The sequence below is a fragment of the Mesorhizobium sp. M3A.F.Ca.ET.080.04.2.1 genome (assembly GCF_003952525.1).
Lineage (GTDB): Bacteria > Pseudomonadota > Alphaproteobacteria > Rhizobiales > Rhizobiaceae > Mesorhizobium.
This window is the reverse complement of record NZ_CP034451.1, coordinates 3,268,584-3,294,665: the sequence shown is the minus strand read 5'-3', so window position 1 is coordinate 3,294,665 and position 26,082 is coordinate 3,268,584. Positions and strand designations below refer to the sequence as shown.

General features: G+C 64.5%; 30 protein-coding genes. 10 read left to right on the top strand and 20 right to left on the bottom strand.

The window, feature by feature from the left end:
• Positions 1-12 precede the first annotated feature (12 nt).
• The 8 genes from pyrF to EJ074_RS15660 all read right to left on the bottom strand — a co-directional run bounded on the left by pyrF (position 13) and on the right by EJ074_RS15660 (position 9,589).
• Positions 13-720, bottom strand: a complete 708-nt coding sequence (gene pyrF / locus EJ074_RS15695) for an orotidine-5'-phosphate decarboxylase (RefSeq protein ID WP_165350090.1) — start codon at positions 718-720, stop codon at positions 13-15.
• The gene (locus EJ074_RS15690) at positions 720-1,316 is read right to left on the bottom strand and encodes an NADPH-dependent FMN reductase (RefSeq protein WP_095805222.1); all 597 of its coding nucleotides are present in this window, start codon (positions 1,314-1,316) and stop codon (positions 720-722) included. The genes pyrF and EJ074_RS15690 overlap by 1 nt, the downstream gene beginning before the upstream one ends.
• A gap of 165 nt (positions 1,317-1,481) precedes the next feature.
• Complete coding sequence (gene pmtA, locus EJ074_RS15685) at positions 1,482-2,087, bottom strand: phospholipid N-methyltransferase PmtA (RefSeq protein WP_095805221.1); 606 nt, start codon at positions 2,085-2,087, stop codon at positions 1,482-1,484.
• A 168-nt stretch (positions 2,088-2,255) separates the two neighbouring features.
• Positions 2,256-3,386 (bottom strand): molecular chaperone DnaJ, encoded by a 1,131-nt coding sequence (gene dnaJ, locus EJ074_RS15680; RefSeq protein ID WP_095805220.1) that lies wholly within the window; start codon positions 3,384-3,386, stop codon positions 2,256-2,258.
• Positions 3,387-3,588: 202 nt separating this feature from the next.
• Entirely contained in the window at positions 3,589-5,505 is a 1,917-nt protein-coding gene (dnaK, locus tag EJ074_RS15675) for a molecular chaperone DnaK (protein ID WP_095805219.1), read from the bottom strand.
• Positions 5,506-5,970: 465 nt separating this feature from the next.
• A complete protein-coding gene (locus EJ074_RS15670) occupies positions 5,971-6,969 on the bottom strand; it encodes an LLM class flavin-dependent oxidoreductase (RefSeq protein WP_129553564.1) in 999 nt (332 codons plus the stop codon).
• Between the two features lie 277 nt (positions 6,970-7,246).
• Complete coding sequence (locus EJ074_RS15665) at positions 7,247-8,413, bottom strand: AI-2E family transporter (protein WP_095805217.1); 1,167 nt, start codon at positions 8,411-8,413, stop codon at positions 7,247-7,249.
• 120 nt (positions 8,414-8,533) lie between these two features.
• A complete protein-coding gene (locus tag EJ074_RS15660) occupies positions 8,534-9,589 on the bottom strand; it encodes an LLM class flavin-dependent oxidoreductase (RefSeq protein WP_095805216.1) in 1,056 nt (351 codons plus the stop codon).
• Positions 9,590-9,816: 227 nt separating this feature from the next.
• Here EJ074_RS15660 and EJ074_RS15655 point away from each other — a divergent pair, with 227 nt between their 5' ends.
• Entirely contained in the window at positions 9,817-10,245 is a 429-nt protein-coding gene (locus EJ074_RS15655) for a DUF6481 family protein (protein WP_095805215.1), read from the top strand.
• Positions 10,246-10,326: 81 nt separating this feature from the next.
• Here EJ074_RS15655 and sugE read toward each other — a convergent pair whose 3' ends face one another.
• Positions 10,327-10,641 (bottom strand): quaternary ammonium compound efflux SMR transporter SugE, encoded by a 315-nt coding sequence (gene sugE, locus EJ074_RS15650; protein WP_095805214.1) that lies wholly within the window; start codon positions 10,639-10,641, stop codon positions 10,327-10,329.
• A 264-nt stretch (positions 10,642-10,905) separates the two neighbouring features.
• Positions 10,906-11,031 carry a hypothetical protein gene (locus EJ074_RS30620; protein ID WP_095805213.1) on the bottom strand — a complete coding sequence of 42 codons (126 nt, stop codon included), beginning with the start codon at positions 11,029-11,031 and terminating at the stop codon, positions 10,906-10,908.
• A 248-nt stretch (positions 11,032-11,279) separates the two neighbouring features.
• On the opposite strand from EJ074_RS30620, the gene EJ074_RS15640 reads away from it, so the two are divergent.
• Together EJ074_RS15640 and EJ074_RS15635 are read left to right on the top strand one after the other, a co-directional pair.
• Positions 11,280-12,239 (top strand): cation diffusion facilitator family transporter, encoded by a 960-nt coding sequence (locus tag EJ074_RS15640; RefSeq protein WP_095805212.1) that lies wholly within the window; start codon positions 11,280-11,282, stop codon positions 12,237-12,239.
• A gap of 31 nt (positions 12,240-12,270) precedes the next feature.
• The gene (locus tag EJ074_RS15635; RefSeq protein ID WP_095805211.1) at positions 12,271-12,675 is read left to right on the top strand and encodes a GFA family protein; all 405 of its coding nucleotides are present in this window, start codon (positions 12,271-12,273) and stop codon (positions 12,673-12,675) included.
• 263 nt (positions 12,676-12,938) lie between these two features.
• Here EJ074_RS15635 and EJ074_RS15630 read toward each other — a convergent pair whose 3' ends face one another.
• Positions 12,939-14,192, bottom strand: a complete 1,254-nt coding sequence (locus EJ074_RS15630; RefSeq protein ID WP_095805444.1) for a DNA recombination protein RmuC — start codon at positions 14,190-14,192, stop codon at positions 12,939-12,941.
• A gap of 103 nt (positions 14,193-14,295) precedes the next feature.
• Here EJ074_RS15630 and def point away from each other — a divergent pair, with 103 nt between their 5' ends.
• The 4 genes from def to truA all read left to right on the top strand — a co-directional run bounded on the left by def (position 14,296) and on the right by truA (position 17,128).
• Positions 14,296-14,826 (top strand): peptide deformylase, encoded by a 531-nt coding sequence (gene def, locus EJ074_RS15625; RefSeq protein WP_095805210.1) that lies wholly within the window; start codon positions 14,296-14,298, stop codon positions 14,824-14,826.
• A gap of 6 nt (positions 14,827-14,832) precedes the next feature.
• Positions 14,833-15,768 carry a methionyl-tRNA formyltransferase gene (gene fmt / locus EJ074_RS15620; protein WP_095805209.1) on the top strand — a complete coding sequence of 312 codons (936 nt, stop codon included), beginning with the start codon at positions 14,833-14,835 and terminating at the stop codon, positions 15,766-15,768.
• Entirely contained in the window at positions 15,765-16,271 is a 507-nt protein-coding gene (locus tag EJ074_RS15615; protein WP_095805208.1) for an N-acetyltransferase, read from the top strand. Before fmt ends, EJ074_RS15615 begins: the two co-directional genes overlap by 4 nt.
• Before the next feature lie 86 nt (positions 16,272-16,357).
• Positions 16,358-17,128 (top strand): tRNA pseudouridine(38-40) synthase TruA, encoded by a 771-nt coding sequence (gene truA, locus EJ074_RS15610; RefSeq protein WP_129553563.1) that lies wholly within the window; start codon positions 16,358-16,360, stop codon positions 17,126-17,128.
• Here the strand turns inward: truA and EJ074_RS15605 are convergent.
• From EJ074_RS15605 to dapE, 4 genes are all read right to left on the bottom strand, one after another.
• Positions 17,125-17,442, bottom strand: coding sequence for a type II toxin-antitoxin system RelE/ParE family toxin (locus EJ074_RS15605; RefSeq protein ID WP_095805206.1), 318 nt, complete (start codon positions 17,440-17,442; stop codon positions 17,125-17,127). The two genes, truA and EJ074_RS15605, sit on opposite strands and share 4 nt — an antisense overlap.
• Positions 17,439-17,720 carry a type II toxin-antitoxin system ParD family antitoxin gene (locus tag EJ074_RS15600; protein WP_095805205.1) on the bottom strand — a complete coding sequence of 94 codons (282 nt, stop codon included), beginning with the start codon at positions 17,718-17,720 and terminating at the stop codon, positions 17,439-17,441. Before EJ074_RS15600 ends, EJ074_RS15605 begins: the two co-directional genes overlap by 4 nt.
• A 167-nt stretch (positions 17,721-17,887) precedes the next feature.
• Positions 17,888-18,490 carry a transporter gene (locus EJ074_RS15595; RefSeq protein WP_095805204.1) on the bottom strand — a complete coding sequence of 201 codons (603 nt, stop codon included), beginning with the start codon at positions 18,488-18,490 and terminating at the stop codon, positions 17,888-17,890.
• A gap of 2 nt (positions 18,491-18,492) precedes the next feature.
• The gene (gene dapE / locus EJ074_RS15590; protein WP_095805203.1) at positions 18,493-19,692 is read right to left on the bottom strand and encodes a succinyl-diaminopimelate desuccinylase; all 1,200 of its coding nucleotides are present in this window, start codon (positions 19,690-19,692) and stop codon (positions 18,493-18,495) included.
• A 116-nt stretch (positions 19,693-19,808) separates the two neighbouring features.
• Between dapE and EJ074_RS15585 the strand changes: the two genes are divergently transcribed.
• On the top strand, positions 19,809-20,828 hold the full coding sequence (locus EJ074_RS15585; protein ID WP_095805202.1) for a 2-dehydropantoate 2-reductase: 1,020 nt from the start codon (positions 19,809-19,811) through the stop codon (positions 20,826-20,828).
• Positions 20,829-20,913: 85 nt separating this feature from the next.
• Here the strand turns inward: EJ074_RS15585 and EJ074_RS15580 are convergent, their stop codons facing one another.
• The 4 genes from EJ074_RS15580 to dapD form a co-directional block, all read right to left on the bottom strand.
• Positions 20,914-21,615, bottom strand: coding sequence for a hypothetical protein (locus EJ074_RS15580; RefSeq protein WP_095805201.1), 702 nt, complete (start codon positions 21,613-21,615; stop codon positions 20,914-20,916).
• Positions 21,616-21,629: 14 nt separating this feature from the next.
• Positions 21,630-22,007, bottom strand: coding sequence for a DUF805 domain-containing protein (locus tag EJ074_RS15575; RefSeq protein WP_165349944.1), 378 nt, complete (start codon positions 22,005-22,007; stop codon positions 21,630-21,632).
• Positions 22,000-22,362, bottom strand: a complete 363-nt coding sequence (locus EJ074_RS15570; protein ID WP_095805199.1) for a DUF805 domain-containing protein — start codon at positions 22,360-22,362, stop codon at positions 22,000-22,002. The genes EJ074_RS15575 and EJ074_RS15570 overlap by 8 nt, the downstream gene beginning before the upstream one ends.
• 72 nt (positions 22,363-22,434) lie before the next feature.
• The gene (gene dapD / locus EJ074_RS15565; protein WP_095805198.1) at positions 22,435-23,289 is read right to left on the bottom strand and encodes a 2,3,4,5-tetrahydropyridine-2,6-dicarboxylate N-succinyltransferase; all 855 of its coding nucleotides are present in this window, start codon (positions 23,287-23,289) and stop codon (positions 22,435-22,437) included.
• Positions 23,290-23,434: 145 nt separating this feature from the next.
• On the opposite strand from dapD, the gene EJ074_RS15560 reads away from it, so the two are divergent.
• Positions 23,435-24,274 (top strand): LOG family protein, encoded by an 840-nt coding sequence (locus tag EJ074_RS15560; protein WP_095805197.1) that lies wholly within the window; start codon positions 23,435-23,437, stop codon positions 24,272-24,274.
• Between the two features lie 58 nt (positions 24,275-24,332).
• Here the strand turns inward: EJ074_RS15560 and EJ074_RS15555 are convergent, their stop codons facing one another.
• Positions 24,333-25,040, bottom strand: coding sequence for a pyrimidine 5'-nucleotidase (locus EJ074_RS15555; protein WP_095805443.1), 708 nt, complete (start codon positions 25,038-25,040; stop codon positions 24,333-24,335).
• Positions 25,041-25,190: 150 nt separating this feature from the next.
• Between EJ074_RS15555 and EJ074_RS15550 the strand changes: the two genes are divergently transcribed.
• Complete coding sequence (locus EJ074_RS15550) at positions 25,191-25,952, top strand: GGDEF domain-containing protein (RefSeq protein WP_095805196.1); 762 nt, start codon at positions 25,191-25,193, stop codon at positions 25,950-25,952.
• The last annotated feature ends 130 nt before the right edge of the window (positions 25,953-26,082 follow it).

The window sequence follows — 26,082 nt, the reverse complement described above, 5'->3', positions numbered from 1 at the left end:
CGGTTTGAAACGTCAGGCGGATTGCATCTCGGCCAGGATCGCCTCGGCCGCCGCGCGCCGGTCCGGCGCGGCGACGATCGGCCGGCCGACGACGAGGTGGCTGGAACCGTTGCGAATAGCCTGCGCCGGCGTCACCACGCGTTTCTGGTCGCCATGATCGCTGCCTGCCGGACGGATGCCGGGGGTCACCACAGCCATGTCGGGGCCGACGATCCGGCGCACCGCTTCCGCCTCCTCGGCCGAGCAGACGATGCCGCCCATGCCGGCATGCAGCGCCTGTTCGGCGCGCCTCAGCACCAGCGTGTGCGGGTCGTATTCATAGCCGGCGTCGATCACGTCCTGCTCGTCCATCGAGGTCAGCACGGTGACCCCCAGCAGGCAGAGATCGCTGCCCTTGGCTGCCTCGACCGCCGCCTTCATGGTCTTGGGATAGGCATGCAGCGTCAGCATCGACATGCCCATCCTCACGATGTTCTCGACACCTTTGGCCACCGTATTGTCGATATCGAGCAGCTTCATGTCGAGGAAGATCTTGGTGCCGCCGCTGGCGAGTTCGCGCGCGAAGTCGAGCCCGCCGGCGAAGGCGAGCTGGTAGCCGATCTTATAGAAGGAGACGGAGCCTTCCAGCTCGCGCACTGCCCTCTCGGCGTCCTTGAGCGTCGGCAGGTCGAGGCCGACGATCAGCCTGTCGCGCATCCCTTCGGCCTGCACGGAGTGCATCACGCCTCGATCCGGATGGACAGCATGCGCGAGGTTTCGATCAGTGTCCGGCATAGGCGCTCCATCGATTGGTGTAGTCGTTCGTCCCGGAACTGCCCATCCTGGTCGAAGGCCTCGCCGGCGTTCGACACCGAACATTCCGGCGTAATCACTTCCATCTGGCAGCGCACCAGCACGGCGCGCAGATGATTGATGCAGCGTATGCCGGCAAACTTGCCCTCGGAGGACGAGCAGAGGCCGACGGGCTTGGCGGAGAGCGGCCTGAACGGACGGCTGCCTTCCCTGCGTATGCGGCTTACCCAATCGATCGCGTTCTTCAGCAGCGGCGGGATCGAGCCATTATATTCGGGCGTCGCGATCAGAAGCCCGTCATGGGTGCCGATCAGCCGGCCGAGCCGGACAGCGTTTTCCGGGACGCCTTTTTCCTTTTCCAGGTCCTCGTCCATGATCGGCAACGGATAGTCGCCCAGCGATATGCGCGTCACTTCGGCGCCCTGCAAGGCGAGTTCCTTCTGCGCCACGTCGGCCGTCCGGCCGCTGAACGCGCCCGTGCGCACCGAGCCGGCGAAGACGAGGATTTTCGGGATTACTGCCATTGGCCACCTTGTTCCCGGACAGGTACAGCCAGGGGCCATTCAAATCAACGGCTGGATGAGGGGACAGGGGTTAAGGGAGTAAGGGAGTAGGGCAGTAAGGGAGTAAGGGAGTAAGGGAGTAAGGGAGTTGCCTCGATTTTCCCTATTCCCCTAATCCCTTCTCATCTAATGCGCATTGCGCCGGTAGATCCACAGCTGCGTCGGCGGAATGTTGCGAATGATGAAATCGAAATGCTTGACGGTGTAGTCGCCGCGGCCGGGCGGGATCGGCGACATCGGCCCGTAGGTCAGCTGGACGATCGGCCGGCCGGCGGGAATGCGGTCGAGCAGGCTTTCGATATAGGCGATGCGCTGGGCAACCGGGAAATTGAGCAGCGGCACGCCCGAGACGACCGAATCGAACACCATGTCACGCTTGTCGCCGAGCGTGGCATTCAGATTGAAGGCGTCGCCCTCGATGACGTTGACGCCCGGATAGAGCCGGCGCAGGTGACGCACGAAGTCGGTGGAATACTCGACCGCGTAGAGATTTTCCGGCTTCACGCCTTGGGCGAGAATGGCGCGGGTGATGACGCCGGTGCCGGGCCCGACCTCGAGCACCGGCAGGCCCGACTTCGGGTTGACGACCGAGGCCATCTTGCGTGCGGTGACCGAACTGGTAGGGACGATGGAGCCGACCGCCTTGGGCTTGTCGATCCAGCCCTTGAAGAACTTCAGCTCGTCATCGAACTTTTCCGCAAGCGCTTTGCGCAACCCGGGACCACGTGCCATGCGAGCTCTCCTCAACGCTCCCCCCGCCCCGCTACTTAACAGCTAGGTGGAACAAGGCAAGGCGTCAATCTGGCATAAGGTGTTGATGACGCTTGGTGCGGGGGCGGTAACGCAAGTCGCCCAAAAGTGCGAAGCGGTTTTGGGGCAACGACTTGCGTCAGGAAAATCTCAGCTCTCGCCGAAAGACTCGAAAAAGTCCTTCATGCGGGCGAAAAAGCCGCTCGACTGCGGCGAGTTGTCCTTCGAGGACAGCTGCTCGAACTCTTCCAGCAGCTCGCGCTGGCGCCGCGACAGATTCTGCGGCGTCTCGACCGCCGTCTGGATGTAGAGATCGCCGACATTGGGCTGGCGCAGCACCGGCATCCCCTTGCCCTTGAGCCGGAACTGGCGGCCGTTCTGGGTGCCTTCCGGCACTTTCACCTTGGTCTGCGTGCCGTCGAGCGTCGTCACCTCGAACGAGCCGCCAAGCGCAGCCGTCGTCATCGAGATCGGCACCTTGCAGTAGAGATCCGCGCCGTCGCGCTGGAAGAATTCGTGCGGTTTCACCGCCAGGAAGATATAGAGGTCGCCCGACGGTCCGCCGCGCAGGCCGGCTTCGCCCTCATTGGCAAGGCGGATGCGGGTGCCGTCCTCGATGCCGGCCGGAATGTTGACCGACAGCGAACGCTCCTCGGTGACGCGGCCCTGGCCGGCGCATTTCGGGCAGGGGTCCTTGATCGTCTGGCCGCGGCCCTGGCATTGCGGGCAGGTCCGCTCGATCGAGAAGAAGCCTTGCGTGGCGCGCACCTTGCCGTGGCCATGGCACATGGCGCAGGTGGCGGGCTGGGTGCCCGGCTTGGCGCCGCTGCCCGAACATTCCGCGCAGGAGATCGAGGCCGGAACCCGGATCTGCGCCGTCTTGCCGGAGAACGCTTCTTCGAGCGAGATCTCCATATTGTAGCGTAGATCGGCGCCGCGCTCCCGGCCGCCTGAGGAGCGGCGCTGGCGGCCGCCCATCATGTCGCCGAATATGTCCTCGAAAATGTCGGCGAAGCCGCCGGCGCCGAAGCCGTGCGCAGCGCCGTTCATGCCGCCCTGCTCGAAGGCGGCGTGGCCGAAACGGTCATAGGCCGCGCGCTTCTGTGGATCCTTCAGCGTCTCGTAGGCTTCGTTGATTTCCTTGAACTTGTGCTCGCAGGCATGGTCGCCTGGGTTGCGGTCGGGATGGAACTGCATGGCGAGCTTGCGGAAAGCGCTCTTGAGCTCCTTGTCATCGGCGCCCTTCTGCACGCCCAGCGTTTCGTAGAAATCAGCTTTCATCTTTTCCCGCTGTCCGGATGCTCAATGTCTTCAAGCATTGTTGCGACGTTTGCCGGCACGTTGTTCGATTTAGGAGCGATGATGCCCGGATGCTAGTGCCGAGCCGGGCTCCTGCAGTGTTTTTCCGTCACTTTTTAGCTCGGGGTTGCAAAAAAGCCCGGCTTTGCGCCGGGCTCTTCGCAACTATCTGCCGTCAGCCGGCTCAGGCCGACTTCTTCTTGTCGTCGTCTTCGTCGATTTCCTCGAAGTCGGCGTCGACCACGTCCGAGTCCTTGGCGGCGTCCGCCTTCGCGTCGGCTTCCGCCGCTTCCTTCTGCGAGGCCTCGTACATGGCCTGGCCAAGCTTCATCGACGCTTCGGCGAGCGCCTGCGACTTGGCCTCGATGGCGGCGACGTCGTCGCCTTCGGCAGCAGCCTTCAGCGCCGAGATGGCGTCGGCGATGGCGGTGCGGTCAGCCTCCGAGACCTTGTCGCCATACTCCTTCAGCGACTTCTCCGACGAATGCACCAGCGCTTCGGCCTGGTTGCGGGCCTCGACCAGGGCACGGCGCTTCTTGTCGGCTTCGGCATTGGCCTCGGCGTCCTTCACCATCTTCTCGATGTCGGCGTCGGACAGACCGCCCGAGGCCTGGATGCGGATCTGGTGCTCCTTGCCGGTGCCCTTGTCCTTGGCCGAGACGTTGACGATGCCGTTGGCATCGATGTCGAAGGTGACTTCGATCTGCGGCACGCCGCGCGGGGCCGGCGGGATGCCGACCAGGTCGAACTGGCCGAGCAGCTTGTTGTCGGCCGCCATCTCGCGCTCACCCTGGAAGACGCGGATGGTCACCGCAGACTGCGAATCCTCGGCCGTCGAGAACACCTGGCTCTTCTTGGTCGGGATCGTCGTGTTGCGCTCGATCAGCCGGGTGAACACGCCGCCCAGCGTCTCGATGCCGAGCGACAGCGGCGTCACGTCGAGCAGCAGCACGTCCTTGACGTCGCCCTGCAGCACGCCGGCCTGGATCGCGGCGCCGAGCGCGACGACCTCATCCGGATTGACGCCCTTGTGCGGCTCCTTGCCGAAGAACTGCTTCACGATCTCCTGGATCTTGGGCATGCGGGTCATGCCGCCGACCAGCACCACCTCGTCGATCTCGCCCGCCTTCAGGCCGGCGTCCTTGAGCGCTGCCTTGCAGGGATCGATCGTGCGCTGCACGAGATCCTCGACCAGGCTTTCGAATTTCGCCCGGGTGAGTTTCATCGTCAGGTGCTTGGGCCCGCTGGCGTCGGCGGTGATGAAGGGCAGGTTGATCTCGGTCTGCGTCGTCGACGACAGCTCGATCTTGGCCTTCTCGGCCGCTTCCTTCAGGCGCTGCAGGGCGAGCTTGTCGGCCTTCAGGTCGATGCCCTGTTCCTTCTTGAACTCGGCCGCCAGATACTCGACCAGGCGCATGTCGAAATCCTCGCCGCCGAGGAAGGTGTCGCCATTGGTCGACTTCACCTCGAAGACGCCGTCGCCGATTTCGAGCACCGAAATGTCGAAAGTGCCGCCGCCAAGGTCATAGACGGCGATGGTCTTGCCGTCCTTCTTTTCCAGGCCGTAGGCGAGCGCGGCAGCGGTCGGCTCGTTGATGATGCGCAGCACCTCGAGCCCGGCGATCTTACCGGCGTCCTTGGTCGCCTGGCGCTGGGCGTCGTTGAAATACGCCGGAACGGTGATGACCGCCTTCTCGACCTTCTCGCCGAGATAGGCTTCCGCCGTTTCCTTCATCTTCTGCAGGATCATCGCCGAGATCTGGCTGGGCGATTGCTTCTTGCCGCTGGCCTCGACCCAAGCGTCGCCATTGTCTCCCTTGACGATCTTGTAGGGGACAAGCTTCTTGTCCTTCTCCGTCACCGGATCGTCATAGCGGCGGCCGATGAGGCGCTTGACCGCGAAGATGGTGTTTTCCGGATTGGTGACCGCCTGGCGCTTGGCCGGCTGGCCGACGAGACGTTCGCCGTCGCTCGAGATGGCGACGATGGAAGGCGTCGTGCGCGCACCTTCCGCATTCTCGATCACCTTGGGCTCCTTGCCGTCCATAATGGCGATGCAGGAGTTGGTGGTGCCGAGATCGATACCGATAACTTTTGCCATTGCTCTAGTCTCTCCTCTAAGCAGGCTCTCAGGACCCTGAAAGGCGTTCCGACGAAAGCCCCTGTTCACAAGAATGCCGTCCCGTCCCGGTCTGCCAGGGCCGGACGGCTTGGCGCGTATATAAGAACAGGCTGCACGGCGCGCAAGCATCCTGCGCAAGCAGTTGGCGATCCCGTTCCGCCGCCCCAAAACGACTTGAATCAAGCATATCGCAGCCGATTTGATCGCCCGATGCGGCCGCGCGCGCCAAATCCGGCGCGGGCAAAATCGTCGCAGTCGCCGGGATCAGGCGTCGAAGGCTTGCGGACACAGCGCCTGCAGCTTCGCAGAGACATGACTCCCGCCTGCGATCACCAGCGTGATGGCGAACTGCATGCGCTGGTCGAGATCATCGGTCACGGAACGGCTCGCGCTTGGGGAAGACGGCTGCCCTTCGCAGACAAAAGCCGGCAAAGCCGCTTGGGGTCACGCCGCCCGTGAGATCGATCCATGGACGTCCGCGAGAATCTCGAACGAGCGCACGCGCGCCGCATGGTCATGGATCTGGGCCGTCACCATCAGCTCGTCGGCGCCGGTGCGGCGGACGAAGGCCGCGATGCCCTGGCGCACCGTTTCCGGCGAACCGACGACGGCGCAGGACAGCGCTTGGCCAAGCATGATCTTGGCGACCGGATCGAGGTCGCGCTCATAGTTCTCGACCGGCGGCGGCAACTTGCCGGGGCGGCCGCTGCGCAAATTGACGAAAGCCTGCTGCAGCGAGGTGAACAAGAGCCGCGCCTCCGCGTCGGTGGGCGCGGCAAAGACGTTGAGGCCGAGCATGACATAGGGCTTGTCGAGCTGCGCCGAGGGTTGGAAGCCGGTGCGATAGACCTCCAGCGCGTGCTCCAGCTCGGCCGGCGCGAAATGCGAAGCGAACGCGTAAGGCAGTCCGAGCAGCGCAGCGAGCTGTGCGCCGTAGAGGCTGGAGCCGAGGATCCAGACCGGCACCTCCTGGCCTTCGCCGGGCACTGCACGAATGCGTTGGCCCTCCTCGGCCGGCTGGAAGTAGCCCATCAGCTCGACGACGTCCTGCGGGAAATTATCGCTGGCCTCCAGGTTGCGGCGCAGCGCGCGCGCCGTCGCCATGTCGGTGCCGGGGGCGCGGCCGAGACCGAGGTCTATGCGGCCGGGGTGGAGCGCGGCCAAGGTGCCGAACTGCTCGGCGATGACCAGCGGCGCGTGGTTGGGCAGCATGATGCCGCCGGCGCCGACGCGGATCGACTTGGTGCCGCCGGCGACATGCGCGATCACCACGGAAGTCGCGGCACTCGCGATACCCGGCATGTTGTGGTGCTCGGCAAGCCAGTAGCGCCTGTAGCCGAGCCGTTCGGCATGGCGGGCGAGGTCGAGCGAATTGGCGAGCGACTGCGAGGCGTTGCCGCCATGGGTGATCGGCGACAGGTCGAGAACCGAAAGGGCCGTCATGTCTTACCTCTCCACGATGTTTTTTGCTGCGGAGCATCGGTCGCTCCGCGATCGCCGATGCGGGGCGATTGTGGATCGATGTCGAAGGGGACCGCGGTCATGAAGGTCCGGGCTTTGACCGGCCCGATATAGGCACTCGCCCTGGCCGCCGCAAACAAGGGGAGCGGACCAAGGATTGGGCCAGATACAACGCTTGTCCCCCAATGCGCAGCGGTCCTTGAGGACATGCCATTGCCAGCGACCTAAGCCGCTGTCTTTCGGTTTTCCCGACGCGTCTTCAGGCAGCAGGCTTGTGGTTGTTCTCGTCCGCCTCGTCGTCGACGACGATGGTCTGCTGCGCGGCCAGGAAGTTGCCGACGTGGCTCAAGCCTTCGAAATGGTCGCAGAACACCTTCACCACCACCAGCAGCGGCACCGCCATCAACGCGCCGATGAAGCCCCACAGCCACGACCAGAAAGCGATGGCGATGAAGACTGCGACCGCATTGATCTCGAGCCTGCGTCCCACCATTATCGGCGTCACGAACTGGCCCTCGACCAGATCGCAGAGCAAGACGAAGCTCGGCGCCAGCAGCGCGTAGGAAATGCTGTCGAAGCTGATCAGCGCGATTATCGTTACCAGCAGAAGGGTGATCAGCGCCCCGACATAAGGCAGGAAGTTGAGGAGCGTCGCCGCCGCGCCCCACACCTGTGGGTTGGGCATGCCGAGCCCCCAAAGGCCCATTCCGATCACCGTGCCCAGCCCCACATTGATGACGGCCACCGTGAGCAGGTAATGCGAGATTTCGCGCTCCACGTCGTAGACCACGCGCAGCGCCCGCTTCTTCTGGCTGAGGCTGGCGAAGGACTGGATGATCTTCTCGTAGAAGAGCGTGCCGGAGGCGAGCAGGAACAGCGACAGCACGAAGACGATGGTGATGCTGGTGCCGGCCGACAGCACATTGCCCGCGGCAGTGGACAGGATGCCGGAGGGCGCCACCGAGACCTTCTGCACGCCGGGTTCCTGGGACGTCTCGGTGAGCCCGCCCAGCTGGTGAGAAATTTCCATGATCTTTTCGAGCGGCCGTTTGAGCTGTGCCAGCCGCTCGGTCAGCTGCATGCCGATCGAGGAGGAGTTGTTGATGAGCTCGATGACCGGACCGCTGAGCAGGTAGCCGGCCGACGCGATCAGGAAGACCGAGAGCAGCACCAGCAGTGTCGCCGAGACCACATCGGGTATGCCGTGCTTGCGCAGAAAGCGCACGATCGGCGTCAGCGTCAGCGCCAGCAGGAAAGCCAGGATGACCGGCATGAAGAAGTCGCGCCCGAAATAAAGCGCATAGACGCTCATCAGCAGGAAAATGCCGATCAGCAGCGAACGCATAAGCCGCACTTCCGGCCCGACCTTGGGCGGATCAGGGGTTTCGGCCATGCCTGCGCCCGAGGTGGTCGACTCGGCTTTCATCCTTTCCCCTCAGGCGCCGCAATGGGCGGCATGGGCGGAAACGCCCCTGACGCGCCAAAAGTTCCGTTAGCCGAGGGCGACGGAAGCATCGGGTCCGTCGCCCTCAGAATGTCGGCCAGGCTACTGCGCCGCCACAGCCGGGACGGGCTTTGCCGTCTCCTTGCGCACGATCGGCGCCACCTTGGTGCCGTAGAGCTCGATCGCCTTCATGATCTTGGCATGCGGCATGGTGCCGATCGCCATCTGCACCAGGAAGCGGTCGTTGCCGAAGATCTTGTGCTGCGCGACGATCTTTTCCGCGACCTGCTCGGGACTGCCGACGAACAGCGCGCCGTTCGGTCCGCGCGACTGGTCGAAATGCGCCCGCGAGGTCGGCCCCCAGCCGCGCTCGCGGCCGATCCGGTTCATCACCTCGGCCTGCGGCGCGTAGAAATCGTCGGCCGCCTTCTCGGTCGACTCGGCGATGAAGCCGTGCACGTTGAGGCTGGTGGCAAGCGAGCCCGGGTCGTTGCCGGCCCGCCTTGCCGCTTCGCGATAAATCTGAAACAGCGGCGCGAAGCGCGCCGGCTCGCCGCCGATGATGGCGAGCGCCAGCGGCAGGCCGAGCGCGCCCGCGCGGGCGGCGGACTGCGGCGTGCCGCCAATCGCGATCCAGATCGGCAGCTTCTCCTGGTGCGGTCGTGGATAGACGCCGCGACCGTTGATCGGCGCCCGCAGTTTGCCGGACCAGGTGACCTTCACGCTGTCGCGGATGGCGAGCAGCAGGTCGAGCTTTTCGGCGAACAGCTCGTCATAGTCCTCGAGCTTGTAGCCGAACAGCGGAAAGGACTCGATGAAAGAGCCGCGGCCGGCCATGATCTCGGCGCGGCCGCCGGACAAGAGATCGAGTGTGGCAAACTGCTGGAAGACGCGCACTGGATCGTCGGATGAGAGCACGGTGACCGCGCTGGTCAGCTTGATGCGCTTCGTGCGCTCCGCCGCAGCGGCCAGTGCCACGGCGGGCGCCGAGGCCGCGTAGTCGGGACGATGATGCTCGCCGAGGCCGAACACGTCGAGGCCGACCTGGTCGGCCAGCTCGATTTCCTCGATCAGGTTGCGCAGCCGTTCATGCGGGCCGATGGCGCCGGGACCCGGTTCCGGGCTGACATCCGCGAAAGTGTAGAGGCCGAGTTCCATTTTCATGCATCCTGGTGCGCTGTTTGCGCGTTGTCTCTCGGCGCTAGAGGTAGCGATCGGCGGTGCCGCCCGCCAGTGGCGCGATTCGTGAACAGTGCATCGCGCGAACCAGGACGTATCCCGCCGGCAACAGCTCAGAATTTCATGGCTGGCATACCGATTTGGCGCTTGAACTCATGACTTTCGCGCGTATGTAAGCGTCGCGAATTGACTGCAAGGAAGTGGACTTGGCTATCTACAGGGAAAAAGACATTTTCGAGCGGCGCAACGCCGCGAACGAGGCAAAGAAGGCGCTCCTTGAGCGCTTCAAGGCAAGGCCGGCCGCCGACGACCCAGCGGTGCTGGCGCGTCAGGCCGAGCGCAAGGCAATTCTCGAGGCCCGCGCTATCCGCGAGGCCGAGAAGGCCAGGCTGAAGCAGGAAAAGCTGGCGCGCGAAGCGGCCGAGAGGGCCGAGCGCGAGGCAGCGGCTGAAGCGGCTCGCATAGCCGCCGAAGAAGTGGCGGCAGCCGAGGCCAAGATCCGCGAAGCCGAGGAGAACGAGCGCATCGCGCGCTTGCTCGCCGACGAGGCCGAGCGTAAGGCCAAGCGCGATGCGCGCTACGCTGCCCGCAAGGCGCGCGTCGGCCGGACGCCGCCAGGCTTCTCCGCCCGCTAACAGCGGTTTCGTTCCAAGATGGCTCAGGGTCGCCAGTGGCGGCCCTGAAGGCGTTTGTCCTGGTGTCTTTGCTCGGGCGTGTCAGGCGACCAGCTTCAGCCCGACGATGCCGCAGACGATCAGGCCGATGCAGGCAAGTCGCACCACGGTCGCCGGCTCGCCGAGGAGCCAGATGCCGAGCAAGGCCGTGCCGACGGTGCCGATCCCGGTCCAGACCGCGTAGGCCGTACCGACCGGCAGCGTCTTCAGCGCCAGGCCGAGCAAGCCGAGACTGATGATCATCGAGGCAATTGTCAGCACGGTCGGCATCAGCCTCGAGAAGCCGTCCGTGTATTTGAGGCCGACCGCCCAGCCGATCTCGAACAGACCGGCGAAGAACAGAAAAATCCAGGACATCACAGTCACCCCATCGATCCGGCATCGCGTGTTGCGAATGCGGGAAGTGGCGGGTCGTCCCGGCCAAGTTTCATGAAAAGCGAGGTCGTCCTCGCTGCGCTGAAATACTGCATGTCACGCAAAACTGTGCAGCGGTCTTGCGAAAACGACATGCATAAAACAAAGGTCTAGAGCGCGTCGCTGCCCAGTTCCCCGATCAACAAAGCACCGGCAGCACTGTCCATGCTGCCGGCTGCAAATTGAGTCGAGAAGGATCGTGAGAGGCTATTTTTCCTTGATCCTGATCGCCTTGACGGGCGGCGCCTTGAGGGCCGGGGCCGCGGCAGGCTTCTTCGCGTCCTTCTTCGGCTTGCGGGGTTCCTTGCCCGCCTTCATCGCACCTTTAGCCATGATTCGCTCCTCCGCTTGTGGGCAGCCAAGTGAAACAAGAGAAGCGCCCGACCGCAAGTGGCTGCGCATGGTCGGAGCCGGTTTCGGCGATTTCGATCAGTTTGCTCGGCACGGCGCGGACTCGGAAAGCAGCGACTGAACTATAGCGCTAACCCCGCCGTGAACCTCGGGACCGCTGGCGCATTGTCTGTGGAGCTTAGGTCGCCGCGCCGCTAAGCTCGTCGGCGTCAGACAGGTCAGGAACGCGAATGGCAGGGCATGCCGGTTCGAAAAGGGTGATCTATGCCGCGCTCGCCGGCAACCTTGCGATCGCGTTGACCAAGTTCGCCGCGGCCCTCTTCACCGGCTCGTCCGCCATGCTGTCGGAAGGCGTTCACTCGCTGGTCGACACAGGCAATGGCGCACTGCTTCTCTATGGCATGCATCGCGCCGCGCGCCCCGCCGACCACACGCATCCGCTCGGACATGGACGCGAGCTCTATTTCTGGAGCTTCATCGTCGCGCTTCTGGTTTTCGCGCTCGGCGCCGGCGTTTCCTTCTATGAGGGCATCATCCACATCATGACGCCCGAACCGGTCGTCAACGCCAAGGTCAACTATGTCGTGCTCGCCTTGTCCTTCCTGTTCGAAGGCAGTTCCTGGCTGGTGGCGCTGAAGGAGTTCCGTCGCCAAAAGGGCCGGCAGGGCTGGCTCGAGGCGGTGCGCCGCAGCAAGGATCCGAGCGTCTATACCGTGCTGTTCGAGGACAGTGCGGCGCTGCTCGGACTGATGGTCGCATTTGCCGGCATCCTGTCAGCCGAACTCCTGGAAATCCCCGAGCTCGACGGGCTCGGCTCGATCGGCATCGCGATCATCCTCGGCGCGACCGCCATCTTCCTGGCGCGCGAGAGCAAGGGCCTGCTGCTTGGCGAGCCCGCTTCACCGGAGGTGCAGAGGAAGGTGCTGGCGATTGCCGGCCAGGACCCGGCCGTGCAGCAGGCGAACGGTATATTGAGCGTCCATATCGGCCCGGAGGAGATCGTCGCCGGCTTGAGCATCGAGTTCGAGGATCACCTCACCGCTCCCGATATCGAAGCTTGCGTCGAGCGGCTGGAGGCGCGGCTGAAAGAAGAGATGCCGCAGATCACCAGACTGTTCGTCAAGCCGCAGGCGACTGGCACATGGGAGCTGCGGCGCAGGGCCATCGCCGAGGCGGCCGGCGAGGACTAGGCTTAGGACAAACTCTTGAGGAGGAAGGCTGATGAAGATCGACGGCGGATGCCATTGCGGCGCCATCACCTATGAGGCGGAGGTCGATCCGGAAAAGACCTCGATCTGCCACTGCACGGATTGCCAGCAACTGACCGGCACCGCTTTCCGCGTGACGGTCCCGGCGCCGGAAAGCAACTACAGGATCACCAGCGGCACGCCGAAGGTCTACATCAAGACCGGCTCGAGCGGGGCCAAGCGCGCGCAGGGCTTTTGCGGCGAGTGCGGGTCGCATCTCTATGCCACGTCGGTGGGCGACGGACCGAAAATCTATGGCATCAGGGTCGGCACAGCGCGTCAGCGCGAGGAGCTCGTTCCCAGAAGACAGGTCTGGCACCGCTCGGCGCTGCATTGGCTGCCTGAATTCGAAGGCATGACGACGATCGAGGAGCAGTAGCAGCGAAGCCCTTGGCGATTGGCGGAAGCCTTCTCACCTTCGTCATCCTCGGGCTTGACCCGAGCATCCATTCCGTGACGTCTCTTGAAGCGCGCGGCGGCACAGAACTCTGCACCGCGGCAACGCCGGAATGGATTCTAGGGTTGGCGCGCGTCGCTTCGCTCCTTGCTCCGCCATAGAATGACGAAGCGATGGGCGTTCTGACCTATCTCCAAGGTATGCACCTAGGAAGAATCGCTCTTTCCAACCTCCGCGTCGAGCAGCTACTCGCTGTCTTCCACGACCCTAAGCCGTAACTGGCCTGTCTTGGAATCCGCCACCCGCGCGCTTGGCTCGATCCTGGCCGGACCGCCGCGGGCCGGCTCGGTTTCGCCTTCGGCGAATTCCAGCGCCTCGATCTTCTGGCCGCGCTTGGTGACCTTCGAGGTCGAGACGAGGATGTCGTCTATGTCCTTGGCTGCCTGACCGAAATGCGTCTGCAGGCGACGCACCCGCTCGTCGACGCGCCCCACATCCTCCATCAGGCGGATCACTTCACCCTGGATCAGATGCGCCTGCTCGCGCATGCGGGCATCCTTGAGGATAGCCTGTATGACCTGGATCGACAGCATCAGCAGCGACGGTGAAACGATGACGACCCGGGCGCGATGCGCCTTCTGCACGACCGCCTCGAAATTCTCGTGGATCTCGGCGAATACCGATTCAGAAGGCACGAACATGAAAGCGGTGTCCTGCGTCTCGCCCTGGATCAGGTATTTCTCGGCGATATCGCGGATATGCACCTCGATGTCGCGCCGGAAGGCCTGTGCCGCCGACTTCTGCAGGTCGGCGCCTTCGGCGGCACGGATGGCGTTCCAGGCTTCGAGCGGAAACTTCGCGTCGATGGCAAGCATCGGTGCGCCGTTGGGCATCCGCACCAGGCAGTCTGGCCGGCTGCCGTTGGAGAGGCTTGCCTGAAACTCGTAGGCGCCGTGCGGCAGGCCGTCGGCGATGATCGCCTCCATGCGCGATTGGCCGAAGGCGCCGCGCGTCTGCTTGTTGGACAGGATCGCTTGCAACTGCACCACCTGGCCGGCGAGCGACTGGATGTTGCCCTGCGCGGTATCGATCACCGCCAGCCGCTCCTGCAGCCTGGCCAGGCTTTCATGCGTCGACCTGGTCTGTTCGGCCATGGTCTGGCCGAGGCGACCGGTCATGGCATCGAGACGCTGGCCGAGCGACTGGGTGAGTTCGGCCTGTCTGGCGCCGAACACTTCGGCGATCGCCCCCATGCGCCCCTGCATCTCGGCCTGGGCCTGCAGGATGTCGGCCATCCGGGCCTCGGTGTCGCGCGCATGGTCGGCGGCTTCGCTCGCTGCGATCGCGCGCGCCCCGGCGGCGCGCCATAGCGCCACGACGAGCGCCACGAACAGAGCCAGCAGCAGAAGCGCGCCAACAAACAGCGCTTGGCCCAGCGTGATCGTGGTGGCGCCGAGCCGCGCGACCGGTTCTGAAAAGATCGAGGTCGTGTCGTTCATGGCGGCACCATAGCCGATTCGGTCGCCCGGCACAGATCAAAACGTGAACAGTCCACCGGAGCCCCGGTTGACGCTTTTCCAGCGAGGTCTTAGGTGAGACGCCATGTCGATCAAGCCGCTCATCATTCTTCCCGATCCTCTCCTGCGCCAGGTTTCGAAGCCGGTCGAGCGCGTCGATGGCGACCTCCGCAGACTCGCCGACGACATGCTGGAGACCATGTATGACGCGCCGGGCATCGGCCTGGCAGCGGTCCAGATCGGCGAGCCGCTGCGCATGCTGGTCATCGACCTTGCCAAGGAAGGCGAGCCGCCGGCCCCGCATGTTTTCATCAATCCGGAAGTCCTCGAAAGCTCCGACCAGCGCTCGGTCTATGAGGAAGGCTGCCTGTCGATCCCGGACTACTATGCCGAGGTCGAGCGTCCCGCCGCCGTGCGGGTGAAATATCTCGACCGCGACGGCAAGCTTCAGGAGATGCAGGCCGAAGGGCTGATGGCGACCTGCCTGCAGCATGAGATCGACCATCTCAACGGCGTGCTGTTCATCGACCACATATCCAAGCTGAAGCGCGACATGGTGGTGAAGAAGTTCAAGAAGCTCGCCAAGGACAAGGCGCCGGGCAAGATGGTGGGCTAGGGGATCATGCCCCTTCGCGTCATCTTCATGGGCACGCCGGAGTTTTCGGTGCCGACGCTGCGCGCCGTCGCCGAGGCGGGCCATGACGTCGCCGCCGTCTACACGCAGCCGCCGCGCGCCGCCGGCCGCCGCGGACTGGAATTGACGCCCTCGCCCGTGCAGCGCGAGGCCGAACGGCTGGGCATCGCGGTGCGGACGCCGGCTTCGCTCAAAGGCGAGGCCGAGCAGCAGGCGTTCGCCGCCTTGCAGGCCGATGTCGCCGTAGTCGTCGCCTATGGCCTGCTGCTGCCGAAAGCGGTTCTCGAGGCAACCAGGCTAGGCTGCCTCAACGGCCACGCCTCGCTTCTGCCGCGCTGGCGTGGTGCTGCGCCCATCCAGCGCGCCATCATGGCCGGCGATGCGGAGACCGGCATGATGGTGATGCGCATGGAGGAAGGCCTCGACACCGGTCCGGTGGCATTGGTTGAAAAATGTGCCATCGGACCCGATATCACCGCCGGTGAATTGCATGACCGCCTGATGACGATCGGCGCTCCGCTGATGGTGGAAGCCCTCGCGCAGTTGGGGATAAATTGTCTGACATTTGCCTCACAGGCGACTACGGGGGTGACCTATGCCCGAAAAATCGATAAATCGGAGACACGCGTAGACTGGACGCGGCCTGCCGGCGAAGTCCACAACCACATCCGCGGCCTCTCGCCCTTTCCGGGCGCGTGGTGCGAGGTCGAAATTGGCGGCCGCCCAGAGCGGCTGAAACTGCTTCGCTCGACGCTCTCGGATGGCGTCGGCGAGTCGGGAGGAATTCTCGATGACCGGCTGACGGTCGCCTGCGGGTCAGGCGCGGTCCGGCTGGTCGAAGTTCAACGGGCGGGTGGAAGGCCCGCCGCCGCGCAGGAGTTCCTGCGCGGGGCCAAGATCGAAAAAGGAATGAAACTCTCATGAGCATGATGTCGATACGCGCGGCGACGCCGCGGGATCGCGAGGCGATCCGCCTCGTCGAAGAGCATGCATTCGGCCAGCAGGCGGAGGCCGGCCTGGTCGACGCGCTGGTCGCCGGTGGCGACACCGTGGTCGAGCTGGTGGCGGAAGAAGACGGCCAGGTCGTCGGCCATATCCTGTTTTCCAGGCTGTTCGTGCAGAATGGCGGCAAGCGCTTCGCCGCCGTGGCGCTGGCGCCGCTGGCGGTCGAGCCGTCCTTCCATGGCACCGGCATCGGCGGCGCGCTGATCCGCGAGGCGCATCTCCGCCTCAAGGAAGCCGGCGAGCGGCTGGCCGTGGTGCTGGGCGACCCGGCCTATTACGGCCGCTTCGGCTACAGCCACGGGCGCGCCGAGAAGTTCGAGAGCGAGTATCAGGGCGAGGCTTTGCAGGCTCTGGCCTGGGGTGACGCGCCCGAAGCCGGCAAGCTGGTCTACGCCTCGGCCTTCACCGCGCTCGCCGCCTAGAGCATGATCGCGAAAAGTGGGAACCGGTTTTCGGAGAGGATCATGCTCCGCAAGACCACTTTTTGAGCGCGAACCAACCGACGAGCATGCCGCGTTTTCGTCTCGATATCGAATATGACGGCAGCCAATTCGCAGGCTGGCAGCACCAGGCGGACCAGCCTTCGGTGCAGCAGGCGATCGAGCAGGCGATCGCCAAGTTCTGCGGCGAAGAGCTGCGGTTGCGCGCCGCCGGCCGCACCGATGCCGGCGTGCACGCCACCGCCCAGGTGGCGCATGTCGATCTCGCCAAGGCCTGGCCCGGCGACAAGGTGCGCGATGCCGTCAACGCCCATCTTCAGGCGGCCGGCGCGCGCATCGCCATTCTGAAGGCAGCGGTTGTTGCCGACGACTTCGATGCACGCTTCTCCGCAACGGGGCGGCACTATCTCTACCGTATCCTCAATCGTCGTGCGCCTTCGGCCCTGGAAAAAGGCAAGGTCTGGTGGGTGCCGAAACGGCTCGATGCCGAGGCCATGGACGAGGCGGCGAAGCTGCTGCTCGGTCGGCATGACTTCACCACCTTCCGCTCCACCCAGTGCCAGGCCGAAAGCCCGGTCAGGACGTTAGACCGGCTCGATGTCGGCCGTGCCGGCGATCTCATCGAGGTGCGGACCTCGGCGCGCTCCTTCCTGCACAACCAGGTGCGATCGATGGTGGGGTCGCTGAGGCGTATTGGCGACGGCTCCTGGAGCGCTGCCGATCTCAAGGCGGCGCTGGAAGCGCGCGACCGCGCCGCTTGCGGCCAGGTTGCTCCGCCCGACGGGCTGTTTCTTGTCGGGGTGGATTATCTCCAGACGTCCGTTGGGCGGGTCGATTAGCCGAGGTCGTCCTCGGCGATGTCATCCGACCAGCTGGCTCCGCCGTAGAATAGACGTAGAATCACCACGCGTTCGGGCTCCACGGTGAAAGCAACGGCTACTCGGCGTTCAAATCCGACAACCCGAAGGTCCGGCCGCACGTCATCGCGGACGGTGCCGCGTTCCGAGCCGTATTCGAGGCGCTCGCAGAACGCTCGGATCCGACCTTCATAGCTGCTTGCCGTGGTCGCGCTGCTGGCCTCCGCAATGAGGTGGTAGATACGATCGAGATCGTCGCTGGCAGCAGGCGTGTAGACGACCGCCCGACGCTTCACGGCTTCTTCTGCGAACGGGTCTCACGACGCTTGCGCGCACGTTCGGCCATCTCCTCCGGAGAAATGCCCTTGCCGGGGTTTGCCTTCCAGGCATCGTAAGTCGGAGCGACTTCCTCGCGCAGCCAACGCTCGACGGCGGCGTCGCGCTCCTGCAGGGCTCGGAGTCCTGCGCGGATGACCTCACTGCTGGTTGCATATGCGCCGGATTGTACAAGCTTGTCGATGAAGGCAGATTGTTCGGCCGGTAGGCTGAACGTACGTTTCTCGGCAGCAGACATGTTTGCCTCCTCGGTAGATGGTATGATAATATCATACCCAGCACGGCTGCATCAACAGACCAGGCAGCGGCGGACCTGGAGCAATTCCAGGAAAGCGTAGCGGTCTCGCAATTGCGTGGAACCAACTGGTTGGAGCGGATAGCGATTCTGTGAAAAGCTGAACCGCTCTAAGTGCCGGGATCAGGTATGTCGATGCCGAGCAGCGCCTGCAGCCCGAACAGCACCAGCAGCGAGGCAACGAACATGCCGGCAAAGACGGCGGTGCCGACGGCAGCACCCTTGCCGATCGTCGCATTGGTCATGCGCCAGGTCAGCACCATCGACAGCGCAAACAGCACCAGCGCCACCAGCCCGGTTGCGTCATCCGTGGCGGGCAGGAACAGCCTGAGCAGCGCAGACGGCAGCATCAGCCAGGCAATGATCGCCGACGCCCAGTTGGAAGCGACGACATAGTGGACGAAGCGGCCGCCGATGCCGGCGCGCGGCGCGACAAGCGCAAGCGCCACGAGCGGCAGCACCCATGAACCGATATCCACGGCCGCCAGCCGGAGCAATATGCCCAAGCGCCCGGCGAAGGCGGTTGGATCGCCGATCTCGTTGGCGATTCCGACCCAGCCGACGATCAGTGCCGGGGCCGCGACGACGATAGCGAAGAACGAGTTCCAGAAACCATCAGCCGAAAGGTCGAGCATGCGCAGGCCGTCGGCCTTGCCGAACATCAGCCGCCAGGCGCCGGCCAGCGAGGCAAAGGTTTCTTCCGCCGAAAGCATGGTTACGCCAGGCCTTGTCCGAACCAGTCTTCGATGAAGCGCTCGTAGATCCGCGTCAGCGTCTCGAGGTCGGCCAGCGCCACGCGTTCGTCGACCATGTGCATGGTCTTGCCGACCAGCCCGAACTCGACCACCGGGCAATAATCCTTGATGAAGCGGGCATCGGAGGTGCCGCCGGAGGTGGACAGCGCCGGCGTCTTGCCGACCACGGCGGCAACCGACGCGCTCAGCGTGTCGATCAGCTTCTCGTCGCGGGTGAGAAAGACATGGCTCGGCCGGTCACGCCACACGAGCTCGTAGTCGATTGGGGCCGTCTTGCCCGGCCGGTATTTTTTGCGCCCGGCCGCCTGGTCCAGCCGGTTGTGGATTTCGGCCTGGATCGTCTCGGCAGTCCAACTGTCGTTGAAGCGGATGTTGAAGGCGGCCGTCGCCCTGGCTGGAATGACGTTGGTGGCCGGGTTGCCGACGTCGATCGAAGTCACTTCCAGATTGGTCGGCTGGAAATCCTTGGTCCCTTTGTCGAACACCGGATGGAGCAGCGCGTCGACCAGGCTCATCAGTCCGCGCACCGGGTTGTCGGCCAGCTGCGGATAGGCGGCGTGCCCTTGGCGGCCGTTGATGATGACGATTCCGGAAATCGAGCCGCGCCGGCCGATTTTGACCATGTCGCCGAGGGCGTCCGGATTGGTCGGCTCGCCGACGATCGAGGCATCCCATTTCTCGCCCTTGGCGGCCGCCCACTCCAGCAGCTTGGTGGTCCCGTTGATGGCGGGTCCTTCCTCGTCGCCGGTGATCAGCAGCGAGACCGAGCCTTTCGGCCCGCCGTTCTTTTCGACATGGCGCGCCACCGCGGCGACGAAGCAGGCGATGCCGCCCTTCATGTCGACGGCGCCGCGGCCATACATCTCGCCATGGGCGATCGCGGCGGCGAAGGGCGGATACGTCCACGCCGCCTCGTCGCCGACCGGCACGACGTCGGTATGGCCCGCAAACATCAGATGCGGCCCGTTGCCGGAGCGGCGGGCATAGAGATTTTCGATATCGGGCGTATCGCTTTCCGCGAACACCGGTCGCTCGACCGAGAAGCCGAGCGGCATCAGCATCGTCTCCAACGCCTGCAGCGCGCCGCCTTCGGCGGGGGTCACGGAAGGACAGCGGATCAAGGCGGCAAGATTCTGGGCGGGGTCTGTCGGCAAGCTCATGGGCAAAGCGATAATCGAAAGCGGCAGGACTGTCACGGTCGGACACGATGGCCGACCATGCCGCCGACAATATGGTTGTCATGCCGTATAATTGCGAGCCAGGACGGGGTGATCGCATGGCCAATGACGCAAAGACGATCGCGATTGCCGGCGCCGGCAGCATCGGTTGCTATGTCGGTGGCTGCCTGGCGCTGGCGGGCCGCAAGGTGAATTTCCTCGGGCGCGGCCGCATCGTCGCGGCCATGCGCAAGAGCGGGCTTCGCGTCAGCGATCTTGACGGCCTCGATCGCCGCCTCGACCCTGGCGCGCTTGCGGTGACCGACGATCCCGCGGCTGCGCTGTCCAATGCAGACATCGTTGTCGTCACGGTCAAGAGCGGCGCGACCGAGGAGATGGCGGCGCTTGTCGGGATGCACGCCCGCCCCGATGCAATTGTCCTCAGCCTGCAGAACGGCGTCTCCAACGCGGCCAGGCTGCGCGCGGGACTGCCAGGGCTGCGTGTGCTTGCCGGGATGGTGCCGTTCAACGTCGTCCTGTCGCCGGACGGCGGGACGCCGCTGCATGTTCATCGCGCCAGCGACGGCAAGGTGATGGTCGAGGACGCGCGCCTTTCCAGGCTGCTCGACGTCGCAGGGCTTGGCGTCGAAGCCCATTCCGACATCAAGGCCGTGCAGTGGAGCAAGCTACTGATGAACCTCAACAACGCGCTGGTGGCGCTCTCCGGCCTGCCATTGGCGACGGAACTTGCCGACCGCCGCTGGCGCCTCATCCTGGCCGCCCAGATCGAGGAGGCGCTCGCCGCGATGAAGGCAGCCGGCATCGGGACGGCGCGGATCGCCGGTCTGTCCCCGTCGCTGCTGCCGAAAGTGCTGAGGCTGCCGGATTGGCTGTTCGCAGTCCTGGCCCGGCGCATGCTGGCGATCGATCCTCGGGCGCGTTCTTCCATGTGGGACGACCTCGAGCGCCGCCGTTCGACCGAAATCGACGCGTTGCAGGGTGTGGTGCTCAGCCTCGCAAGCAAGACCCGCACGCCGGCGCCGACGATCGAGCGCGTCGCGGCGCTGGTGCGTCAGGCGGAGGCGGACAAACACGGACCGCCCGGTCTCACGCCGGAAGCCGTCAGGGCAATTCCATGAAAACTGCGCAGCGGTTTTCCGTCCGGAATTGCGTGATATCAAATGCGTTGAGCGGGTCAGCGATTTTGTGAGAAGCTGAACCGCTCTACCGGCGATCCTCGATCAGCGTGATCTTCTGCCAGATTTTGCGCGACAGGTTCGAGCTCAGATTCTCGATGTCGTTGACGCCGTTGATGACCACGTCGTCATTGACCGATTGCGCGAACAGCGCCGCGACCTTGCCGGTGATCGACAGCATCTCCGAACAATAGTCGAGATAGCGGGCAAGATCGGCGGCATTGGTGATGCGCGCCGGCGAATGGGCGGTTGGCGTGAAGTCGGCCGACAGCGTTGCCGGGTCCTTGGTCAGCTGGTGCATGTCGATGACATGGATCAGCGAGCGCAGCCCGTGCAACGCGCGAAACACGCGCTTGCGTTTGATGCGCTCCTCGGTGCGGATCAGCGCCAGGAAGCCGAGCACCGCCAGGATGACCGTATTGATCGTCGCCTCGATGCCCTGCACCGACTGCACGGCATCCTCGGTCCCCGAAATGCGGTCGAGCGGCAGAATGGTGCCGACGAAGAGGAACATCGCCGCGCCGGCAATGAAGGCCGCAGCGATCACGCCGCGCAGCCACCAGATCGGCGCTCCCAGTTCCCTGGCTGCCTCGGCGAGGTCCCGCGACAGCGACACCAGTTCGCCGGCGACGCCGCGCAGGCCGGCTTCCGGGAAGCGCTCGCCCACGCGCTCCGCCAGCCTTTCCGCGGTCTCGATGATCAGCTTGGGGTCGAGCGTGCGGTAGCGCATCGGCGTCCCGGCACTCAGCGATCGGCCGGCGCGTTCGTGCGGCTGCCGTAGCGGTTGGCCCCCGGCTGGCCCGGAAACAGGCAGAGCACCAGGAAGGCGATGATCGAAATGACGGGAACGAACAGCACCAGCGCCGCGATGCCGGGCTTGTCGAGATCATGCAGCCGCTTCACCGCCAGCACGATGTTCGACCACAAGGAGGCGAGAAAGGTGATGAAGAACACGAACGACCACATGTTGCTCTCGGCCGAGCCTTCCGGCACCAGCGTGAAGCGGTAGAGCGGGAAGGCTTGGACGAGCGCGACCAGCAGGCCGCCGAGAAAATAGGCCGCGCGGCTGACGCGGCCCGAGGTCTTGAAGAAGAGCCAGATGAGGTCCGATTTTTCAGGCAAGCGGGTCCGGTCCGTATTGATTAGCGCCTCGTGTGCCTTCGAGGATGCCGAGTTCGACCAGCAGCCAGATGCTGCCGATGATGGGAATGAGGCCGATCAGCGTCCACCAGCCCGACTTGTTCCGGTCGTGCCAGCGTTTGGCGTAGAGAGCAATCGCGAAGTAGATCGACGCCAGTGCCACGAGCACGCCGATGACGCCGACCTCGGCGCCGCTGGCGGTCGTGAAACGTGTGCCCAGGATCGAATCGAGAATGAAAGCAAGGATGGCGATGGCGATGAACACGCCGATGCCAGCCCAGAACTTGGCGCGGTTGATGCGACCGTCGAAACTTGTCAGCAGGTACTTCCAGTCCATGTCGCCCCTCCGTATTCAATCAGCGCGACGGAATGTCGCGCTGGCGGAAGGTGCGTCCGTTTCCGGAAAAGATCAATCGCGCAGCAATTCGTTGATCGAGGTCTTGGAGCGGGTCCTGGCGTCGACGCGCTTGACGATGACCGCGCAGTAGAGGCTGGGACCCGGCTCGCCATTGGGCAGCGGCTTGCCCGGCAGCGAGCCGGCGACCACGACCGAATTCGCCGGCACCTCGCCGTAAAAGACCTCGCCGGTGGCGCGGTCGACGATCTTGGTCGACTGGCCGATGAACACGCCCATGCCGAGCACCGAACCTTCGCGCACGATGCAGCCTTCGACCACCTCGGAACGCGCGCCGACGAAGCAATTGTCCTCGATGATGGTCGGGCCGGCTTGCATCGGCTCCAGCACGCCGCCGATGCCGACGCCGCCCGACAGATGCACGTTCTTGCCGATCTGGGCGCAGGAGCCGACCGAGGCCCAGGTGTCGACCATGGTGCCCGAGTCGACATAGGCGCCGACATTGACGAAGGACGGCATCAGCACCGCGCCCGGCGCCACATAGGCGGAGCGCCGCACCACCGACGACGGCACGGCGCGGAAGCCGGCCTTCTCGAAATCGACGGCGCCCCAGCCGTCGAACTTCGACGGCACCTTGTCCCACCATACCGCATGGCCCGGACCGCCCTTGATGATCTCCATCGGGTTCAAGCGGAAGGAGAGCAGCACCGCCTTCTTCAGCCATTGGTTGACGTGCCACTTGCCGTCTTCCTGCCGTTCGGCGACGCGCGCCTCACCCCGGTCGAGCAGATTGAGTGCCGACTGGATGGCGTCGCGCGTTTCGCCGCGGGTCGCAGTCGAGATCGTGTCGCGTTCCTCGAAGGCCTTTTCGATGGTCTTTTCGAGGCTCGCAAGATCTGGCTTCGACATGAATTCGCTCCATTACCAAGCTGTTAAGGGGCTGCCCCTTAACCTGTTCCGAAAGTCGCGCGGACCCTATGTGAAGGTGTGATGGGGGTCAATCGCGGTTGCGTCACGGGACGGCGCAAGCAAAGGATTAGGACGGGTGGATCGAATGACTCCCATGGAAAAGGCGGGCTGGACGCCGTTGCCGCATTCAGACGAGGATCTGGAGCGGGCAAAAAGCGTGCCGGACACCCCCCAGACGCGCGCCGACACCTATCGGCTGGCCTGGAACGATCCCGATTTCATGACGCGGCGCGAACTGCGCCCCGTGCGCCTGCAGCTCGAGCTGCTGAAGCCGGAGATGATCCTGGCCGAACGGGGCATCCGCTCGACGGTGATCCTGTTCGGCGGCGCGCGTCTGCCAGAGCCGGGCGGCGCCGCCTGGGCGGCCAAGAACGAGACGCAGAAGAAGAACCTCGAGTTCAACAGCAAATACTATGAGGAGGCGCGCAAATTCGCCCGCCTCTGCTCGCAGCAGTCGGCGGCGTCCTACTACCGCGAGTTCGTCGTCGTCACCGGTGGCGGGCCCGGCGTCATGGAGGCGGGCAACCGCGGCGCCGACGATGTCGGCGCGCCGTCGATAGGCCTCAACATCGTGCTGCCGCACGAGCAGGCGCCGAACGCCTATGTCACGCCCGAGCTCTGCTTCAACTTCCACTATTTCGCCATCCGCAAGATGCATTTCGTCATGCGCGCCAAGGCCGTCGCGGTGTTTCCCGGCGGCTTCGGCACGATGGACGAATTTTTCGAGACGCTGACGCTGATTCAGACCGGCCGCATGGAGCGCGTGCCGGTGATCCTGTTCGGCAAGGCCTTCTGGGGAAGGGCCATCGACCTCGATTTCCTCGCCGAGCAGGGCACCATCTCGCCCGGCGATCAGGACATCATCGACTTCGTCGACACCGCCGACGAGGCCTGGGAGATCGTGCGCCGCTTCTACGAGCTCTGACGGGGTCGGCCGCTCGCCTAGGCGGATGCTGAGGGCGTCCCGGTAACCTGACGTTGCCTCAAGCCGTGACTTCGACGATCGCGGTGAGGAAGCTGGCGAGGTCGTCGGTGACGAAATCGACGTCGTCCTCGTTTTCCGGGTCGCGCTCCCAGATTTCGGAGAATGTCGGCTCGAAGTTGCGCGGCACGACCAGCACTGTCGTCATGCCGAGCGATTTCGGCACCGAGAGATTGCGGGCCAGATCCTCGAACATCACCGCATTGTGACCGGTCACGGCATGCAGCTCGGCAAACCGCTCATAGGTCTGCCGCGCCGGCTTCGGATTGAGCCTCGCCGCGACGATGTCGAAGATGTCGTCGAAATGCTCGAGTATGCCGAGCTGCCGCGCCGTTCGCTCGGCGTGCCTACGGTCGCCGTTGGTAAAGATGAACTTGCGGCCGGGAAGCTGGCGGATCGCGGCCCCGAGCACGGGATCCGGCACCAGCCAGGAATAGTCGATGTCGTGCACTTTCTCGAGAAAGTCGTCTGGATCGATGCCGTGGCGCGTCATCAGGCCGTTCAGCGTCGTGCCATATTCCTGATAGAGCTCCTTCTGCAGCTTGCGCGCTTCTTCGCGCGGCAGCGTCAGCAACTCGCCGATATAGGCGGTCATCTTTACATCGATCTGCGCGAACAGGTTCGAATGATGCGGATAGAGCGTGTTGTCGAGGTCAAACACCCAGTCGGTGACATGGGCGAAACGGGCGGGATCGGGCAGGGTCGTCATGCCGTCCTTATGGCATGCCGACGCCGGCTTTATCCACAACTTCTGCGCGTCTGCCACCGCGAAAACGCGTCTCCCTTCAAATTTTAACCGTCTCCGAAAGGTCGCCTTCAGCGCTTGCTGGCACACAAGCAGTCCGGTGGGAGTCGGCGAATGAGTCGCATAGTTTTGAAGTCCGCAGCCGTGGCGTTCGCCTCGGTTGCAGCATCGCTTTTGTTGACATTGATCGTGGTTCCGGGAATGGGCTTTACGATCGGCCGCACCATCTGGCTAACCTCGACGGTTTGTCCCCTGGTGCTGGCCTGGATCGCCAGCTTCGGCGCCTTTTGGCAGAGCGACCGGTTGCAAAATGCGCATCGTGAACTCGCTCGCGCCCACGCGCAGCTCGCCGCCGCGCATCGCCGCCTGTCGGAAAAGGCCAGCCGCGACGACATGACCGGCATGCTCAATCGCGAGACCTTCTTTGCGGCGCTCGACGGCTCGCGGCGCAAGTCCGACCGCGGCGCGCTGCTCATCATCGATGCCGACCACTTCAAGACCATCAACGACAATTTCGGCCATCTGACCGGAGACGAGGCGCTGCTTCTGATCGCGGCGGCCATTCAGCGCGGCGTGCGCAGCGGCGATGTGCTCGGCCGAATCGGCGGCGAGGAATTCGCCGCCTTCCTGGCCGGCGCCTCCGAACAGGAGGCCAGGCGCGTCGCCGAGCGCATCCGCCGCGAGGTCGAGCTGGTCCGATTCCGTCCGATCGACGAGCGGACCGTGCCCCTCACCGTCTCCATCGGTGGCGTCACCTGCGGCGAGGGCGCTACCGTCTCCGAGCTGATGCGCGCAGCCGACCGCCGGCTCTACGAGGCCAAGCATCGCGGCCGCAATCTCTCGATCCTCGACCGCGACATCTCGGAGGCCGCCTGAGCGCCGACTCGCTCGGCCGTCCTAACCATTTCTATATTCGACCGCGCTAAACTTCTGCGTGTGACCCGGTTTGCACGCGGTTTGGCACGGAACTGGCTTCTGGGGCGGAACGTGTGCCGTTCAGGGAACG

Excerpts from the sequence above, each read along its gene's own strand:
- EJ074_RS15615 (WP_095805208.1), top strand. The coding sequence starts at position 15,765 with ATGAGCATGATGTCGATACGCGCGGCGACGCCGCGGGATCGCGAGGCG.
- EJ074_RS15580 (WP_095805201.1), bottom strand. The coding sequence starts at position 21,615 with ATGCGCTACCGCACGCTCGACCCCAAGCTGATCATCGAGACCGCGGAA.
- EJ074_RS15555 (WP_095805443.1), bottom strand. The coding sequence starts at position 25,040 with ATGACGACCCTGCCCGATCCCGCCCGTTTCGCCCATGTCACCGACTGG.
- EJ074_RS15665 (WP_095805217.1), bottom strand. The coding sequence starts at position 8,413 with ATGAAAGCCGAGTCGACCACCTCGGGCGCAGGCATGGCCGAAACCCCT.
- truA (WP_129553563.1), top strand. The coding sequence starts at position 16,358 with ATGCCGCGTTTTCGTCTCGATATCGAATATGACGGCAGCCAATTCGCA.
- EJ074_RS15690 (WP_095805222.1), bottom strand. The coding sequence starts at position 1,316 with ATGGCAGTAATCCCGAAAATCCTCGTCTTCGCCGGCTCGGTGCGCACG.
- EJ074_RS30620 (WP_095805213.1), bottom strand. The coding sequence starts at position 11,031 with ATGGCTAAAGGTGCGATGAAGGCGGGCAAGGAACCCCGCAAGCCGAAG.
- EJ074_RS15550 (WP_095805196.1), top strand. The coding sequence starts at position 25,191 with ATGAGTCGCATAGTTTTGAAGTCCGCAGCCGTGGCGTTCGCCTCGGTT.
- pmtA (WP_095805221.1), bottom strand. The coding sequence starts at position 2,087 with ATGGCACGTGGTCCCGGGTTGCGCAAAGCGCTTGCGGAAAAGTTCGAT.
- EJ074_RS15630 (WP_095805444.1), bottom strand. The coding sequence starts at position 14,192 with ATGAACGACACGACCTCGATCTTTTCAGAACCGGTCGCGCGGCTCGGC.
- pyrF (WP_165350090.1), bottom strand. The coding sequence starts at position 720 with ATGCACTCCGTGCAGGCCGAAGGGATGCGCGACAGGCTGATCGTCGGC.
- EJ074_RS15670 (WP_129553564.1), bottom strand. The coding sequence starts at position 6,969 with ATGACGGCCCTTTCGGTTCTCGACCTGTCGCCGATCACCCATGGCGGC.
- dapD (WP_095805198.1), bottom strand. The coding sequence starts at position 23,289 with ATGTCGAAGCCAGATCTTGCGAGCCTCGAAAAGACCATCGAAAAGGCC.
- EJ074_RS15585 (WP_095805202.1), top strand. The coding sequence starts at position 19,809 with ATGGCCAATGACGCAAAGACGATCGCGATTGCCGGCGCCGGCAGCATC.
- EJ074_RS15595 (WP_095805204.1), bottom strand. The coding sequence starts at position 18,490 with ATGCTTTCGGCGGAAGAAACCTTTGCCTCGCTGGCCGGCGCCTGGCGG.
- EJ074_RS15660 (WP_095805216.1), bottom strand. The coding sequence starts at position 9,589 with ATGGAACTCGGCCTCTACACTTTCGCGGATGTCAGCCCGGAACCGGGT.
- dapE (WP_095805203.1), bottom strand. The coding sequence starts at position 19,692 with ATGAGCTTGCCGACAGACCCCGCCCAGAATCTTGCCGCCTTGATCCGC.
- def (WP_095805210.1), top strand. The coding sequence starts at position 14,296 with ATGTCGATCAAGCCGCTCATCATTCTTCCCGATCCTCTCCTGCGCCAG.
- EJ074_RS15635 (WP_095805211.1), top strand. The coding sequence starts at position 12,271 with ATGAAGATCGACGGCGGATGCCATTGCGGCGCCATCACCTATGAGGCG.
- EJ074_RS15570 (WP_095805199.1), bottom strand. The coding sequence starts at position 22,362 with ATGGACTGGAAGTACCTGCTGACAAGTTTCGACGGTCGCATCAACCGC.
- EJ074_RS15560 (WP_095805197.1), top strand. The coding sequence starts at position 23,435 with ATGACTCCCATGGAAAAGGCGGGCTGGACGCCGTTGCCGCATTCAGAC.
- EJ074_RS15600 (WP_095805205.1), bottom strand. The coding sequence starts at position 17,720 with ATGTCTGCTGCCGAGAAACGTACGTTCAGCCTACCGGCCGAACAATCT.
- dnaJ (WP_095805220.1), bottom strand. The coding sequence starts at position 3,386 with ATGAAAGCTGATTTCTACGAAACGCTGGGCGTGCAGAAGGGCGCCGAT.
- sugE (WP_095805214.1), bottom strand. The coding sequence starts at position 10,641 with ATGTCCTGGATTTTTCTGTTCTTCGCCGGTCTGTTCGAGATCGGCTGG.
- EJ074_RS15640 (WP_095805212.1), top strand. The coding sequence starts at position 11,280 with ATGGCAGGGCATGCCGGTTCGAAAAGGGTGATCTATGCCGCGCTCGCC.
- dnaK (WP_095805219.1), bottom strand. The coding sequence starts at position 5,505 with ATGGCAAAAGTTATCGGTATCGATCTCGGCACCACCAACTCCTGCATC.
- fmt (WP_095805209.1), top strand. The coding sequence starts at position 14,833 with ATGCCCCTTCGCGTCATCTTCATGGGCACGCCGGAGTTTTCGGTGCCG.